The sequence below is a fragment of the Bradyrhizobium sp. F1.13.3 genome (assembly GCF_040548265.1).
In the GTDB taxonomy this organism is placed as follows: Bacteria; Pseudomonadota; Alphaproteobacteria; order Rhizobiales; family Xanthobacteraceae; genus Bradyrhizobium.
The window spans coordinates 121,161-136,068 of the sequence record NZ_JBEPRI010000003.1; the positions used below are offsets into that span (position 1 = coordinate 121,161).

General features: G+C 63.7%; 14 protein-coding genes and 1 pseudogene. 12 read left to right on the plus strand and 3 right to left on the minus strand.

The window, feature by feature from the left end:
* Positions 1–2 precede the first annotated feature (2 nt).
* The 8 genes from ABIB66_RS10265 (at position 3) to ABIB66_RS10300 (ending at position 7,487) form a co-directional block, all read left to right on the plus strand.
* The gene (locus tag ABIB66_RS10265; protein WP_354254750.1) at positions 3–1,202 is read left to right on the plus strand and encodes a pyridoxal-phosphate-dependent aminotransferase family protein; all 1,200 of its coding nucleotides are present in this window, start codon (positions 3–5) and stop codon (positions 1,200–1,202) included.
* Between the two features lie 61 nt (positions 1,203–1,263).
* Complete coding sequence (locus tag ABIB66_RS10270; RefSeq protein WP_275169846.1) at positions 1,264–2,061, plus strand: enoyl-CoA hydratase/isomerase family protein; 798 nt, start codon at positions 1,264–1,266, stop codon at positions 2,059–2,061.
* A 136-nt stretch (positions 2,062–2,197) separates the two neighbouring features.
* The gene (locus tag ABIB66_RS10275) at positions 2,198–3,184 is read left to right on the plus strand and encodes a Bug family tripartite tricarboxylate transporter substrate binding protein (RefSeq protein ID WP_354254751.1); all 987 of its coding nucleotides are present in this window, start codon (positions 2,198–2,200) and stop codon (positions 3,182–3,184) included.
* A 69-nt stretch (positions 3,185–3,253) separates the two neighbouring features.
* Positions 3,254–3,796 carry a tripartite tricarboxylate transporter TctB family protein gene (locus ABIB66_RS10280; RefSeq protein WP_354254752.1) on the plus strand — a complete coding sequence of 181 codons (543 nt, stop codon included), beginning with the start codon at positions 3,254–3,256 and terminating at the stop codon, positions 3,794–3,796.
* Positions 3,797–3,808: 12 nt separating this feature from the next.
* Positions 3,809–5,356 (plus strand): tripartite tricarboxylate transporter permease, encoded by a 1,548-nt coding sequence (locus ABIB66_RS10285; protein WP_354254753.1) that lies wholly within the window; start codon positions 3,809–3,811, stop codon positions 5,354–5,356.
* 122 nt (positions 5,357–5,478) lie between these two features.
* Positions 5,479–5,748: a hypothetical protein gene (locus ABIB66_RS10290; RefSeq protein WP_354254754.1), complete on the plus strand. Its 270-nt coding sequence runs from the start codon at positions 5,479–5,481 to the stop codon at positions 5,746–5,748.
* Between the two features lie 68 nt (positions 5,749–5,816).
* Entirely contained in the window at positions 5,817–6,158 is a 342-nt protein-coding gene (locus tag ABIB66_RS10295) for an outer membrane protein (protein ID WP_354100980.1), read from the plus strand.
* A gap of 435 nt (positions 6,159–6,593) precedes the next feature.
* The gene (locus tag ABIB66_RS10300) at positions 6,594–7,487 is read left to right on the plus strand and encodes an outer membrane protein (protein ID WP_354254755.1); all 894 of its coding nucleotides are present in this window, start codon (positions 6,594–6,596) and stop codon (positions 7,485–7,487) included.
* A gap of 75 nt (positions 7,488–7,562) precedes the next feature.
* On the opposite strand, the gene ABIB66_RS10305 is transcribed toward ABIB66_RS10300, so the two are convergent.
* Positions 7,563–8,756, minus strand: a complete 1,194-nt coding sequence (locus ABIB66_RS10305; protein ID WP_354254756.1) for a CaiB/BaiF CoA transferase family protein — start codon at positions 8,754–8,756, stop codon at positions 7,563–7,565.
* Between the two features lie 131 nt (positions 8,757–8,887).
* Complete coding sequence (locus ABIB66_RS10310) at positions 8,888–9,202, minus strand: hypothetical protein (protein WP_354254757.1); 315 nt, start codon at positions 9,200–9,202, stop codon at positions 8,888–8,890.
* A gap of 199 nt (positions 9,203–9,401) precedes the next feature.
* On the opposite strand from ABIB66_RS10310, the gene ABIB66_RS43560 reads away from it, so the two are divergent.
* Together ABIB66_RS43560 and ABIB66_RS10325 are read left to right on the plus strand one after the other, a co-directional pair.
* Positions 9,402–12,839 (plus strand): CARDB domain-containing protein, encoded by a 3,438-nt coding sequence (locus ABIB66_RS43560; protein WP_502918320.1) that lies wholly within the window; start codon positions 9,402–9,404, stop codon positions 12,837–12,839.
* 166 nt (positions 12,840–13,005) lie between these two features.
* On the plus strand, positions 13,006–13,467 hold the full coding sequence (locus ABIB66_RS10325) for a tetratricopeptide repeat protein (RefSeq protein WP_354254758.1): 462 nt from the start codon (positions 13,006–13,008) through the stop codon (positions 13,465–13,467).
* A gap of 240 nt (positions 13,468–13,707) precedes the next feature.
* Here the strand turns inward: ABIB66_RS10325 and ABIB66_RS10330 are convergent, their stop codons facing one another.
* Entirely contained in the window at positions 13,708–14,166 is a 459-nt protein-coding gene (locus ABIB66_RS10330; protein WP_354254867.1) for a prepilin peptidase, read from the minus strand.
* On the opposite strand from ABIB66_RS10330, the pseudogene ABIB66_RS10335 reads away from it, so the two are divergent.
* Positions 14,158–14,307 (plus strand): annotated as a pseudogene (locus tag ABIB66_RS10335) (PilN domain-containing protein); the annotation flags it as partial. The gene ABIB66_RS10330 and the pseudogene ABIB66_RS10335 sit on opposite strands and share 9 nt — an antisense overlap.
* Positions 14,304–14,897, plus strand: coding sequence for a type II secretion system protein GspM (gene gspM / locus ABIB66_RS10340; RefSeq protein WP_502918321.1), 594 nt, complete (start codon positions 14,304–14,306; stop codon positions 14,895–14,897). The pseudogene ABIB66_RS10335 and the gene gspM, both read left to right, overlap by 4 nt.
* Positions 14,898–14,908: the final 11 nt, after the last annotated feature.

Here is a 14,908-nt window from a genome sequence, read left to right on the forward strand (position 1 = left end):
CGATGACCGTGCATACTGGAAGGCATTTTCTCCAGATTCCAGGACCGACCAACGTGCCCGACCGGGTGCTGCGGGCGATGGACATGCCGACGCTGGACCATCGCGGTCCGGAGTTCGCCGAGCTCGGTTTCGCCGTCCTCGCCGGCATGCAGCGGGTGTTCCGCACCAAGCAGCCCGTGATCATCTTCCCCTCGTCCGGCACCGGCGCCTGGGAAGCCGCGATGGTCAACGTGCTCGCGCCCGGCGACAAGGTCCTGATGTGCGAGACCGGCCAGTTTGCGGTGCTGTGGCGCGGCATCGCCGACAAGTTCAAGCTCGACGTCGACTTCATCCCGGGCGACTGGCGCCATGGCGCCGATCTCGCCGAGATCGAGAAGCGCCTTGTCGCCGACAAGCAGCACACCATCAAGGCGGTCTGCGTCGTCCACAACGAGACCTCGACCGGCTGCGTGACACCGCCGCCGGAGGTGCGCAAGCTGCTCGACCGGGTCAAGCATCCGGCGCTGCTGATGGTCGACACCATCTCCGGCCTCGGCTCGATGGAGTACGAGCACGATGCCTGGGGCATCGACGTCTCGGTCGCCGGCTCACAGAAGGGCCTGATGCTGCCGCCGGGCCTCGGCTTCAACGCCGTCTCGGAGAAGGCGCTCGCGGTGGCCAAGGCCAACCCCGGCATGCGCTCCTATTGGGATTGGCAGGAGGTCATCGGCTTCAACAAGCTCGGCACCTTCCCCTATACGCCCGCGACCAATCTGCTCTACGGCCTGCGCGAGGCGATCAAGATGCTGGAAGAGGAGGGGCTCGAGAACGTCTGGACACGCCACAAGCGCCACAGCGCGGCGACGCGTGCCGCAATCAAGGTCTGGGGCCTGGAGACGCAGTGCGCCGATCCTGCCGCGCATTCGCCGGCGCTGACCGGCGTGCGCGTGCCTGATGGCCACGATGCCGACGCCTTCCGCAAGGTGGTGCTGGAAAACTTCGACATGTCGCTCGGCACTGGCCTGAACAAGGTCAAGGGCAAGGTGTTCCGCATCGGCCATATCGGCCATTTCAACGACCTGATGCTGATGGGCACGCTCGCCGGCGTCGAGATGGGCCTCGATCTTGCAAAGATCCCGCACCGGAGCGGCGGCGTGTTGGCGGCCATGGACGTCCTGAAGGGACGTGACGCGGTGCCGATGGCCAAGGCTCAGGTGGCTTAAGGGCTCAGGTGGCCTGAAGCCTCAGCTTGCCTGAACCAACTTCGAGAAAAGAGAGCGCGCGATGAACGCACCGACGACTGCCAGCGAAGACCTGCTCTACTCCGTCACGGACGGCATCGCGCGGATCACCTTCAATCGCCCGCAGGCGCGCAACGCACTGACCTTCGCCATGTACGAGCGCATGGCGGAGATCTGCCAGGAGATCAACGCCGACCGCTCGATCAAGGCGCTGATCCTGACCGGCGCCGGCGACAAGGCGTTTGCCTCCGGCACCGACATTTCCCAGTTCCGTGCGTTCAAAACCGCGCAGGATGCGCTCGACTATGAGGCCCGCATCGACCGCGTGCTCGGCACGCTTGAGCAGTGCCGCGTGCCCGTGATCGCGGCGATCGCGGGGGCCTGCACTGGCGGCGGCGCCGGAATTGCGGCCTGCTGCGACCTCCGCATCGGGACTGAAACGACGCGCATCGGGTTTCCGATCGCGCGTACGCTCGGCAACTGCCTGTCAATGTCGAATATCAGTCGCGTCGTCTCGCTGGTCGGCCCCGCCCGCACCAAGGATCTGATCTTCAAGGCGCGCCTCGTCGAGGCGCCGGAAGCACTGGCGCTCGGTCTCCTCAACGAGATCGTCCCTGATGTCGAGACGCTGCAGCGCCGCGCCGACGAGACTGCCAGGCTCGTGGCGAGCCACGCCCCGCTGACGCTTGAAGCGACCAAGGAGGCAGTGCGCCGCATCCGCCGCACGCTATCGCGCGAAGAGGGCGAGGATCTGATCCTCAAGGCCTATATGAGCGAAGATTTCCGCGAGGGAATGGACGCCTTCCTCAACAAGCGCACGCCGAACTGGAAGGGCAAGTAGCGCGGATCCCGCTTGGCTTCGTCAGCCAAAAGTCATAGGCGGCGCGATGCGCGCCGGCTTGAACTCGCCAGCATTCGTCCGCAAAATGCATCGAATTCCTGGCAACAAGCCAAACAATAACCAGGGGACGAAACTCGTGCGAATTCTAGTGAAAACTGTTGGCGTTGCAGCAGCGTTATCGTTGAGCACCCCGGCCTTTGCCGGCTGGGAGCCGACCAAGCCGGTCGAGATCGTGGTGGCGGCAGGCGCCGGCGGCGCCTCCGACCAGATGGCGCGGATGATGCAGGCCGCGATCCAGAAGAACAATCTGATGAAGCAGCCGATCGTGGTCTCGCTCAAGGGTGGGGCTTCCGGCGCCGAAGCGCTGATGTACATGAAATCCAGCGAGGGCGACCCCAACAAGGTGCTGATCGCCTATTCGCTGATCTACATGCTGCCGCTGTCGGCGAAGATCCCGTTCAACTGGCGTGAGCTCACCCCGGTTTCGGTGATCGCGCTCGACCAGTTCGTGCTGTGGGACAACAGCGCGGGTCCCAAGACGGTGAAGGAGTTCGTCGCCGCCGCGAAGGCGGCGAGCGCGCCGTTCAAGATGGGCGGCACCGGCTCCAAGCGCGAGGATCACGTGCTGACCGTGTTCCTCGAGCAGAAGACCGGCGCGAAATTCTCCTATCTGCCCTACAAGTCCGGCGGCGAGGCGGCGACCCAACTCGTCGGCAACCACACCGAATCCAACGTCAACAATCCATCCGAAAATCTCGAAGTCTGGCGCGCGGGCCAGGTGCGTCCGCTCTGTGTGTTCGACAAGGAACGAATCTCCTACACCAGCAAGGTGACGGAGACGCAGTCCTGGGCCGACATCCCGACCTGCAAGGAGGAGGGCGTCGATGTGCAGTATCTGATGCTCCGCGCGACGTTCCTGCCGGGCAAGGTCACGGCGGAACAGCAGGCGTTCTATGTCGAGCTGTTCCACAAGGTGACGCAGACCGCGGAATACAAGGACTACATGGAAAAGCAGGCGCTGAAGCCGATCTTCCTCACCGGCAAGGACATGGTGCAATTCCTCGAGGAGGACGATGCAGTCAACAAGTCGCTGATGACGGAAGCTGGATTCGTCGCGAAGTAGCTTTTGCTTCTCCCTTTCCCCGCAAGCGGGGATAGGGGGGAATTGAACTTACTCCGTCCCCAACGGCTCATGTCCAAAACCGATCTTGAAATCGTCGTCGACGATCCGACCGCGCCCGAGGACGACTCGCCTTCCGTCGTCTCCTCTGGCACGATCGAGATATTCGTCTGTCTCCTGTTGCTCGCGCTGGCCGCCACGCTCGGCTACGACAATTGGCGCACCGGCGCCTCCTGGGATTCGACCGGGCCGGAGCCCGGCTATTTCCCGTTCTATCTCTCCGTCATTCTCGGTGGTGCCAGCCTCTACGGCCTGATCGTGGCGCTGGTCGCGCACCGCGCGGCAGCTGAGACCTTCGTCACGCGTGCGCAGGCCCGCCGCGTGATGGCGGTGTTCGTGCCGACGCTGCTGTTCTGCCTGGCGACGCAGTTTCTGGGCCTCTATGTCGCGAGCTTCCTGCTGATCGCCAGCTTCATGCGCCTCGTCGGCAAGATCGCGCTGTGGAAGTCGCTGCTCACCGCTGTCGTATTCACAGCGATCATGTTCGTTACCTTCGACATCGCCTTCGACGTCATCATGCCGAAAGGGCCGCTCGAAGCGGCCTTCGGCCACTAAAGCGGGCCCGCGATGGAAGCTTTCGGTCTCTTGCTTCACGGCTTCGCCGTCCTGCTGACGTGGAAGACGCTCGTGCTGATGATGGTCGGGCTGGTGCTCGGCATCTTCGTCGGCGTCTTGCCCGGGCTCGGCGGGCCCAACGGCGTTGCGATCCTGCTGCCGCTCACCTTCACGATGGATCCGACCTCGGCGATCGTGATGCTGTCCTGCATCTACTGGGGCGCGCTGTTCGGCGGCGCGATCACCTCGATCCTGTTCAACATCCCCGGCGAAGCCTGGTCGGTCGCGACCACTTTCGACGGCTATCCGATGGCGCAGCAGGGCAGGGCGGCGGAGGCGCTGACGGCGGCGTTCACGTCCTCTTTCATCGGCTCGCTGGTCGCGGTGCTCCTGATCACCTTCCTCGCCCCGATGATCTCGTCCTTTGCGTTGAAGTTCGGCCCGCCCGAGTTCTTCGCGGTGTATCTGCTGACCTTCTGCTCCTTTGTCGGGCTGGGGCGCGAGGCCAAGCACAAGACCGTCATCTCGATGTCGCTGGGGCTGTTGCTCGCCGGCATCGGCATGGACACGGTGTCAGGCAATCTGCGCATGACCTTCGGCTCGTCCGAGCTGCTCCGCGGCATCAACTTCCTCGTCGCCGTCATCGGCCTGTTCGGCATCAGCGAGATCCTGCTGACGATGGAGGAGCGCCTGGCGCTGCGCGGACACGCGGCGAGCATTTCGTTGCGCGTCGTGCTGAGTGTGTGGAAGGACCTGCCGAAATACTGGGTGACGCTGCTGCGCTCCTCGTTCATCGGCTGCTGGCTCGGCATCACCCCGGGCGGCGCGATCGCAGCCTCCTTCATGGGCTACAATCTGGCAAAACGCTTTGCCAAGAATCCAGAGAGCTTCGGCAAGGGCCGCATCGAGGGCGTGTTCGCGCCGGAGACGGCGGCGCATGCCTCCGGCACCGCGGCGCTGCTGCCGATGCTGGCGCTCGGCATTCCCGGCTCCGGCACCGCCGCGATCCTGCTCGGCGGGTTGATGGTGTGGGGGCTCAATCCGGGACCGCTGCTGTTCGTCGAGCACAAGGATTTCGTCTGGGGCCTGATTGCCTCGATGTATCTCGGCAATGTCGTCGGCCTCGTGCTGGTGCTGACGACGGTGCCGATCTTCGCCTCGATCCTGCGCGTGCCGTTCGCCGCGGTGGCGCCGATGATCGTGGTGTCCTGTGCGATCGGCGCCTATGCGATCCAGAACGCGATGTTCGACATCTGGCTGATGCTCGGATTCGGCCTCGTCGGCTACGTCTTCAAGAAGATCGGCATTCCGCTGGCGCCGTTCACTCTGGCCCTCGTGCTCGGCAATCGCGCCGAGGATGCCTTCCGTCTGTCGATGATCGGCGCCGGCGGCGACCTCAAGGTGTTCTGGTCGAATGGCCTGGTCGGCTCGATCACGACCTTGGCGATCGTGCTGCTGTTTTGGCCTGTGATCGACGTCTTGCTTGCCCGTGTCGGATTGACGCAGCGTTCCGAACCGGAGCCACCTCGAGGGGAATCTCCTCTGGATTCAAGTGCATAGGGGGATGGCTTGGTCCTAGGCCTTACACGCCCCGATTGTTTCCCGTTATTGCTGGCGTGGCACAGCCGTCGGGCGCTCCCTCCTCGTATGTTTTCATCACAAAATTGTGCGGAGGAATTGCGATGAAGCGGATTGTGGTTGGAATGGCGGCGGCGATGTCGCTGTTTGCGACGGGCGCACTGGCTGCCGACCTGGCCGCGAGGTCCTATGTCAAGGCGCCGGTCATGGTTGACCCGGTCTGGAGCTGGACCGGGTTATACGTCGGCGCCAATGGCGGTTACAGCTGGGGCCCCTCGCGCACCGACGTCTCCTCCTTCAATTCGGCAACAGGTGCTGCGATCGTGCCGCCCGCCGGCTCCATCACCAATGCGTCGTTCGACACACGGTTCTGACGATTGATCAGCATCTCCAGTGGTTCGGCACGGTTCGCGGCCGCGTCGGCATCCTGGCGACGCCCAAGGTGCTGTTCTACGGTACCGGCGGTCTGGCCTTCGGCGAAATCAAGACGACGGGCACCATGACCGGCTTCACGCCCGCCGGTGTCGCGATCGCCTCGGTCGCATCCAATTCGACGACGCGCGCGGGCTGGACCGCCGGCGTCGGCGTCGAAGGCAAGATCACCCAGAACTGGAGCGCCAAGCTCGAATATCTCTACATGGATCTCGGCAGCTTCTCGTCCGGTCCGTTCACGCTGGCGCCGCTCTCCACAATCAGTGCCAACGTCTCGTCGCGCTTCACCGACCACATCCTGCGCGCCGGCATCAATTACCAGTTCGGTGGCCCGGTGGTCGCCCGCTACTAAGAACAACTGAGGCGTCAACAAGAAGCAAAGCCCGGCTCGAGCCGGGCTTTGTCGTTTCTGTCCTGATTTTAGGAAATGGCGCAAGGCCGACAGTCGGACGGAGCGATTGACTTGTTGCGGTCGCGCCACATCTGCGGCCTGATCTGCTCTGGTTGGACCTGCGAAGCCGTATGCGTCGAGCGCCTCCCGACGCCATCGTGCCAGTCCGCGAAAATCCATCCGACCATCAAATCCTGCTGAAACAGCAGCGATTTCGAGAACGCTTGGATAGTGCGCGCACGCCTTCCGCGCGCAACTGTCCGCTCGCATCCCACAAACGACTGACATTCGTTCGCACGACGCGGAGCGATGCGCTCTTCCCTAGGGTCGCGACACTGAATCGCCGGCCTCGCGCGAGGAAGCGAGCAGGCAACACCTTTTGTCGAGGGAAGATTGATGACACGAACTCTGCTGGTTGCGGTCGCGACCGCCATGCTGCTAGCACCGCCTGCCTTCGCCGCTGATCTCGCGGTGCCGCACATTTATACCAAGGCGTCGCCGGTGGCCGTGGATCCCGGCCACAATTGGAGCGGCTTCTACGCCGGCATCAATGTCGGCCATGGCTGGGGACGCTCGGCCACGACTGCTGATTTCATCGACAGCGGAGCTGGCGCGCTGCTGAATTCGAGCGCCGGCAAGTTCGATCTCAACGGCGTCAGCGGCGGCGGACAGATCGGCTACAACTGGCAGCGCGAGATGTTCGTGATCGGCTTCGAGGCTGATTTCCAGGGCAGCGGCCGGAAGGGCCGTGTCGACGCGCTGTGCGCCGGCGCGCCGGCGGGTTTGCAGGACGGCGTCTGCACGCCGGGTCATCGCGGCGACAACACGTTCGATCCCGCGCTGCCCGTGACCTTCAATCTCGTCCAGAAGCTCGACTGGTTCGGCACTGTCCGCGGCCGGCTTGGCGCGGCGGTGACGCCGCGCGTGCTGTTCTACGGTACCGGTGGTCTTGCTTATGGCCGCGTCTCCACCTCGGGCAGCATCGCCGCGACCAATGTCAGCGGCAGCCCTGGGAGCGACGACAACCTGGCGTTCACGCCCGTCGCGGCAAATTTCAGCAGCAGTACGACGAAGATCGGCTGGACCGCAGGTGCCGGCATCGAAGGCGCCTTCGCCGACAATTGGAGCGCCAGGCTCGAATATCTCCATGTCGATCTCGGAACCGTCTCAGGTTCGCTCGCAACGCCAGTGATCGCGCTCAGCGGCGCGCCCCTGGTCGTCGGCTATCGCTCGCACATCACCGACAACATCCTGCGCGTCGGCGTCAACTATCGCTTCAGCGGCACCTGAGCGGCGACGTGGCTCCGCGAGTCAAAAGCCCGGCGAGCGCCGGGCTTCTTCGCTGGCCGATCTCTAACGAAGCACTCACACCACTTTGGCGTCCCGGAGCTTGGCGATCTCGTCGGCGTCGAAGCCGAACTCCTTCAGCACTTCGTCGGTCTGCTCGCCGAATTCCGGCGGCCGCGCCACCATCCTGCTCGGCGTGCGTGACAGCGTCACGGGCTGGCCGACCAGACGGATGTCGCGATCCTCGTCATTCGGCACCTCCTGCGCGATGCCGAGATGCTTGACCTGCTCGTCTTCGAACATCTGGTCGATGGCGTAGATCGGCCCGCAGGGCACGCCGGCCTCGTTGAGTTCACGGACCCAGGTCTCGGTGGACTTCGTCAAGGTACGCTTCTCGATCTCGGCATTGAGCGCGTCGCGGTTCTTGGAGCGGGCTGGCGCGGTCAGATAGTCGGGATGGCTGTAGAGCTCCGGCGCGCCGATCGCCTGCGCGCAACGCTCCCAGATCCGGCCGCCCGTGGTGGCGATGTTGATGTAGCCGTCCGAGGTCTTGAACACGCCGGTCGGAATGCTGGTCGGGTGGTTGTTGCCGGCCTGCTTGGCCACTTCCTTCTCCATCAGCCAGCGCGCGGCCTGGAAGTCGAGCATGAAGATCTGGGCCTGCAGCAGCGAGGTCTGCACCCACTGGCCCTTGCCCGAGACCTCGCGCTCCAGCAGTGCGGTAAGGATACCCATGGCACAGAACAGGCCGGCGGTGAGGTCGGCGACGGGAATGCCGACCCGCATCGGGCCTTCGCCGGGCGCGCCGGTGATCGACATCAGCCCACCCATGCCTTGCGCGATCTGATCGAAGCCCGGCCGCTTGTGGTAGGGCCCGTCCTGGCCGAAGCCCGAGATGCTGCCATAGACGATGCGGGGATTGACCTTGGCGAGGCCCTCATAATCGATACCGAGCTTCTTCTTCACGTCGGGGCGGAAATTCTCAACCACAACGTCGGCCTTGGCGGCGAGGCGCTTGAACACGGCGAGCCCGCGCTCGTCTTTCAGGTTCAGCGTCATCGCCCGCTTGTTGCGATGCAGATTCTGGAAGTCAGAGCCCCGCCGCGGCCCGCCCGGCTGCTCGCCGCCGGCATCCTCGGTCAGCGCGTCGATCTTGATCACGTTCGCGCCCCAGTCCGCGAGCTGCCGCACGCAGGTGGGCCCGGACCGGACGCGGGTCAGATCGAGCACGGTGAAGCGTGACAGGGCTTCCGAGGCATGCGGAAAGGGCATCTTGATGGGCTCCGGGACAGATTGCGGGCCTACCATAGTGCCGTAAGACCATGCGGCAAGACATCAAGCGGCAGGTCAGGGCCGCGCCGATGCCGCCTGGCGAAATGCAATGCCTGGGGGCGCCCGCAGGATCAGCGCGCCAGCTGTTTCAGCTGGGCGCGCGCCTGCTCGGCCAGCGGGTCATCGCCGTGGCGCGCAATGAACAGCTCGAACGCCTCCCGCGTTCCCTTGCGACGGGCGGATTCATACTCCTCCGCGACCGCAGCCGAGGGGTCGCGGGCCATTGGAACGGAGGGCGCACGCCCCGCTGTGCCGCCTTGTTTGCCGCTCTCGTCCGCATTGGCTTTTCCGACCATGACAGGCAGTCCTCCGAAGGGCAGTTGGCCCGGCCCGGCGAGCGCCATCAAGGCGCCGAACAGACCGGCCGAGAGGGAACGTCGTTTCATGATTTCACTCGCGACACGGCAGCTGGCCGGAACCGACGTCCTTGTCCTGATCCGTATGAATACGGAATTTGATGGCTAACACGGCCTTATGGAAGGAGTCTGGACCGACTCGCCAAAATTAAACCAAACGTTTACTCCTGAAGCTAGAATCACCTGTCGCGCCCCGAATCGAACGGGGTTTGCTGTTTCGGAGATTCCCTTGGCTACCGCCGTCACCGTTAGTGCGACCAACAACGCTGAAATCGACGGCCTGCTGTCGGGCTACAAATGGTCCGGGGCGATCACCTACAGCTTTCCGGACGCTGCAAGCGACTACGCCAATCCCTATAGCGGCGGCGACGCTGAGCCGACGACTTCGGGTTTTGCCTCGGCGCCGAGTCAGATGCAGGCGGCGATCAATTACGCGATCGGACTGATCCTCGGCTACACCAACGCCAACATCCAGTACGCCGGGACGAACGGCGCCGACATCATGGTCGCGCAGTCGCCGGCCGCCAGTCCGACCTCCTATGCCTATTACCCCGGCAACTACGCGCCCGGCGGCGACATCTGGTTCGGAACCGCCTACAACTATTCGCTGGCTGCGCTCGGCAATTATTATTTTGCGACTGCGTTGCACGAACTCGGGCACGCCCTTGGCTTGAAGCACAGTCAGGAGGCAGGCGGCCCCGCCAATGTCGCGGTGCCGAGCGCGCACGACGACAGCGAATATACCGTCATGAGCTATCGCAGCTATGTCGGTGCTTCGACCACGAGCGGCTACACCAACGAGGCCTATGGATATTCGCAGACCTATATGGCCAACGATATCCTCGCGCTGCAGACGATGTACGGCGCGGACTACACGACCCAGGGCGGGACTACCGTCTATACATGGAGCCCGACCACCGGACAGGAGTTCATCAACGGCGCCGGCCAGCAGGCCGACAATGGCGGTGCCGGAGGCTCGGCCAATCGCATCTACGAGACGATCTGGGATGGTGGCGGCGTCGATACCTACGATCTGTCGAACTACACGACGAACCTGAGCATCAATCTCAATCCAGGTGCGTCGTCCGTGTTCTCGTCGGTTCAACTCGCCAATCTCGGAAACGGCCATTACGCGTCGGGCAACGTCTACAATGCCTATCTCTACAACAACGACGCGCGTTCCTACATCGACAACGCCATCGGCGGCTCCGGCAGCGACACGATCATCGGCAATGCCATCGCCAACGTACTGAACGGCGGCTCCGGCAACGATACGCTGACAGGCGGCGGCGGCAACGACACCGTCACCGGCGGCTCGGGCACCGACACCGCGGTGTATTCGGGCAACAAGGCGAACTACGCGATAACCTACAGCACGATCACGCAGAGCTTTACTGTGGTTGACCAGCGATCCGGTTCTCCCGACGGAGCTGACACCGTGAGCGGTGTCGAGTCTTTCCGGTTCGCTGATGGTGTGACGGTAAGCTCCGTCCTGATGGGGCCTCCTCAGCCCGATCTGTCCGAGTACCTCGCCGTCAGCCAGAGTTCCGTTCCGGCCGGAGGTAACCTGACGGTTGACGCCTACAACATGAATCTCGGTGATGACGTGGCGGGGCCATCCACCGCGCGGATCTATCTCTCCACCGATGCGACGATCACCAATTCGGACACCCTGCTCGCGACAGTGTCGAGCTCGATGACCCTTGCGACGGTGAACCAGCCCGGCTACTACGACCATCAGACGATCCTAGTCGCGCTTCCCGGCAATTTGGCGCCTGGCACCTACTATATTGGTGGTCTCGCCGACTACAACAACCAGCTTGGCGAACGCGACGAGACCAATAACACCTACAATGTGGCGCAGATCACGGTGACGGCGGCAGGTCATCCTGATCTGTCCGAATATGTGGCGGTGGACAAGACGACAGTTGCCGCCGGCAGCGGCCTGACAGTCGATGTCTACAACATGAACCTCGGCAACGCCGTGGCCGGGCCCACAACGGCTGGAATCTATGTTTCCGCCGACGCGACGATCACAACGTCGGATACGCTGCTCACGACGATCGCGACGTCGTCGACGCTGGCGACCGTCAGTCTACCCGGCTATTACGATCATCAGACGGTCGCTGTGACGCTGCCGGGTGGTCTGGCGCCCGGTACCTATTACATTGGGGGACTTTCCGACTACAATAATCTACTCAGCGAGAGCAACGAGGCCAACAATAGCTACAACGTCGTTCAGGTCACGGTGACTGCGCCGGCGCAGCCTGATCTCTCCGAATATGTGGCTGTGAACAAGACGACTGTTGCGGCCGGCGACAGTTTGACCGTCGACGCTTACAATATGAACCTCGGCAACGCGGTGGCCGGGCCTACGACGGCTGGAATCTATATTTCTGCCGACGCAACGATTACAACGTCGGATACGTTGCTCACGACGATCGCGACATCGCCGACGCTGGCGACCGTCAGTCTGCCCGGCTATTACGATCATCAGACGATCACTGTGACGCTGCCGGGCAGTCTGGCGCCCGGTACCTATTACATTGGGGGACTTTCCGACTACAACAATCTACTCAGCGAGAGCAACGAGGCCAACAATAGCTACAACGTCGTTCAGGTCACGGTGACTGCGCCGGCGCAGTCTGATCTCTCCGAATATGTGGCTGTGAACAAGACGACTGTTGCGGCCGGCGACAGTTTGACCGTCGACGCCTACAACATGAACGTCGGCAACGGAGTGGACGCGACCCCGACGACTGCCGGTATTTATCTCTCGACCGATGCGACGATCGCCACGTCGGACACGCTGCTCACGACGATTTCGACATCGACCACGCTGGCAACGGTGAGCCAGCCTGGTTACTACGACCACCAGACGGTCACGGTAACGCTGCCCGGCAATCTGGCGCCAGGCACCTATTACCTCGGCGGCATTGGCGACTACAACAATCATCTGACCGAGAGCAACGAGACCAACAACACCTATAACGTCGTGCAGGTTACGGTGACCGCGCCGGCGCAGCCTGATCTGTCCGAATATGTGGCAGTGAACAAGACGAGCGTTTTGGCCGGCGACAGTTTGACGGTCGACGCTTACAACATGAACCTCGGCAACGCGGTGGCGTCTCCGACGTCCGCCGGCATTTATGTCTCGACTGATGCGACGATCACGACGTCGGACACGCTGCTCACGACGATTTCGACATCGGCCACGCTGGCAACGGTGAGCCAGCCCGGCTATTTCGATCATCAGACGGTCACGGTGACGCTGCCCGGCAGTCTGGCGCCGGGCACGTACTACATCGGCGGCCTTGCCGACCATAACAGTCACCTCGCCGAGAGCAGCGAGACCAACAACGCCTACAATGCGGTGCAGGTCACGGTGGCTGCCGCGAGCAGCCCGGCCGCAACGCAAGCGACAGCGGCTTCGTCACCGCCGGCGCAGACAACGACGAATGTCCAGGACAACTTCGCGCTATCCCAGACGAGCAGCGGGCCAGCGAGCAGCGGAGCGCATTGGGGGGATCAAGGCCAACTCACGCAAGCCGTCTCGGCGCTGGCGACCGGGATTCAGCAATTGGCGGACACGACGGACACTCATTTCGTATTCGCGAATGTATCGGACGCCGCGCAGCCCCATATCAGCGATTATCACCTGATCTGATCGATACGCGCGCGTACTGCAGCTCTGGATTCTCGGGTTTCCCTGCACTAGTCTGGCGGCCCGGTAGCAAGCGGGCGAGAGGAAGACCTTCGATCGAGGGCTTCGCCCGGCGGTTTTGCGGGGACGGATGGGCGGTTTGACTCGACGAGGACTCTGGGCGTTGCTGATGCTCGCGCTTGTGCTTGCTGCCCCAGCGCACGCCCAGTCGTTCCGCCAAGGCGTCTCCGCCTTTCAGCGCCAGGACTATGTGACGGCCTCCCGCATCTTCATTCCGCTCGCCGAGCGCGGCAATGCGGCTGCGCAGTCCTATCTCGGCCTCTTGTTCGAGACCGGCCGCGGCGTGCCGCAGAACTACATCGAAGCCGCGATGTGGTATCGGCGGGCGGCCGAGCAGGGCGACAGCCGCGCCCAGCATTCGCTGGGCCTGCTCTACGATCGCGGCCACGGCGTGCCGCAGGACATCGTCGAGGCCTCCAAATGGCTCAATCTGTCGACGGCTGCGGCACCCCCGCCAGCGCGGGAGGCGCGGGCCAGGATCCGCGATGCCGTGACGTCGAAGATGACGCGCGGGGAGATCGCCCAGGCCCGCCTGCGCGCGCTGGAATGGGCGCCGAGCCGAGAGCACTGATCCGCGGACCTTCTCAGAAAATGGTGCGCGATCGACGGCGCTCAGCTCCGGTGGAAGCCGCTATCGCCATGATGACATCATGCCAGTGTTTTGCCCGACATGTCAAAGGGGCTTTGTAAAATCCGAAACTATTCGTGCCTCCGTCAAGCCATTGATAAAGCTGAGGTCGTCTACTGTGCATGGGGTTGTTTTCACGTTTTTGATGAGAGCGCCGTCGGAATGACGATGGATCGGATCATCCTAGCCCGGCCAGCCGCCGAGCCACTTCGCGTACCAGCTCTCGCCCAACCAGCCGACCCAGATCGCCGGCGCCAGGAATAGTCCGAACGGCAGGAATGCCGTGGCGCGGAGCCGCTCTCGTCGCAGCGCGGTACTGGCGACATAGGCGCCGATCGCGAGCAGCGCCGCAAGCTCGATCACCGCGGCCACCGTCGCGAGATCGAGCCAGGCCCCACAGACCGCGGCGAGCTTGACGTCGCCAAGCCCAAGCCCGTCACGGCCGCGCCAGCGCCGGTAGAGCAGCATCAGCAGCAGGAGCGGGAGTGCGACCGAACTGGCGCGGACGACCGCCCAGAGCAGCGCCTCGGCGCCCGTCTCCGGCGTCAAGGCGCCGGCGCGGAGCAAGGCGAGCGCGAAGGCCGCGCCCGTCAGCTCGTTTGGAATAAGGTAGTGGCGGGCATCGTTCGCAGCGACCGCGATGCGCCCTCACTGATCCCGTTGATCGAGCAGTCCCAGCATTTTACCCGCGCGACCTTCTACGCCCCGACGACGCGTGGCCCATCCGATCCCGGCGAACGCTTCCACATCGAGGCGCGGATCGAACCGAGGAACGCGCCATGAACAGGATCATGAGCAGCGCCAAGGCCGCAAACGGAAATGCGGTTGAGCGGGCGCTCGTCGGCTCGCCACTGATCGCGGTCACGCTCTATCTCGCGATCACCGGCGGGCTGTTGCTGATGGCGGGGCTGTCGATTGCCGAGGTCATCGCCCACCGTCAGGCGCTGGCGCAGACCTCCGACCTGCTCGACCAGCTGCGCGGCCGGAAGAGCGGCGCCAAGAGCGCCGCGGCTCTCTCCGCCGAGCATCCCGGCACGCCGTTTCTGGAGGGGCCGACCGTGACGGTCGCGGGCGCCAATCTGTTGCAGCGGGTTGCCGCCGCGGTCGCCGATGTCGGCGGCTCGGTCCAGTCCTCGCAGGTCGACGTAACAGGCGCGCAGACCAAGGACGGCTTCGTCGGCCTCGTCGTCAGCTGCGAGCTGGAGCAGCCCGCGCTCCAGAGGCTACTGTACGATCTCGAAGCCGGCATGCCGTTCCTGTTCGTCGACCAGCTCGACGTCCAGGTGCCGCAGACCACGGCGCTGAGTGATTCGGCCACCGGCCGCGTCAGGGTGATTTTGGGCGTCTCCGGCCAATGGCAGGCGGGGAAGTAGGGCGGCCTCCT

Excerpts from the sequence above, each read along its gene's own strand:
- ABIB66_RS10265 (WP_354254750.1), top strand. The coding sequence starts at position 3 with ATGACCGTGCATACTGGAAGGCATTTTCTCCAGATTCCAGGACCGACC.
- ABIB66_RS10270 (WP_275169846.1), top strand. The coding sequence starts at position 1,264 with ATGAACGCACCGACGACTGCCAGCGAAGACCTGCTCTACTCCGTCACG.
- ABIB66_RS10280 (WP_354254752.1), top strand. The coding sequence starts at position 3,254 with ATGTCCAAAACCGATCTTGAAATCGTCGTCGACGATCCGACCGCGCCC.
- ABIB66_RS10285 (WP_354254753.1), top strand. The coding sequence starts at position 3,809 with ATGGAAGCTTTCGGTCTCTTGCTTCACGGCTTCGCCGTCCTGCTGACG.
- ABIB66_RS10290 (WP_354254754.1), top strand. The coding sequence starts at position 5,479 with ATGAAGCGGATTGTGGTTGGAATGGCGGCGGCGATGTCGCTGTTTGCG.
- ABIB66_RS10300 (WP_354254755.1), top strand. The coding sequence starts at position 6,594 with ATGACACGAACTCTGCTGGTTGCGGTCGCGACCGCCATGCTGCTAGCA.
- ABIB66_RS10305 (WP_354254756.1), bottom strand. The coding sequence starts at position 8,756 with ATGCCCTTTCCGCATGCCTCGGAAGCCCTGTCACGCTTCACCGTGCTC.
- ABIB66_RS10310 (WP_354254757.1), bottom strand. The coding sequence starts at position 9,202 with ATGAAACGACGTTCCCTCTCGGCCGGTCTGTTCGGCGCCTTGATGGCG.
- ABIB66_RS10325 (WP_354254758.1), top strand. The coding sequence starts at position 13,006 with ATGCTCGCGCTTGTGCTTGCTGCCCCAGCGCACGCCCAGTCGTTCCGC.
- gspM (WP_502918321.1), top strand. The coding sequence starts at position 14,304 with ATGAACAGGATCATGAGCAGCGCCAAGGCCGCAAACGGAAATGCGGTT.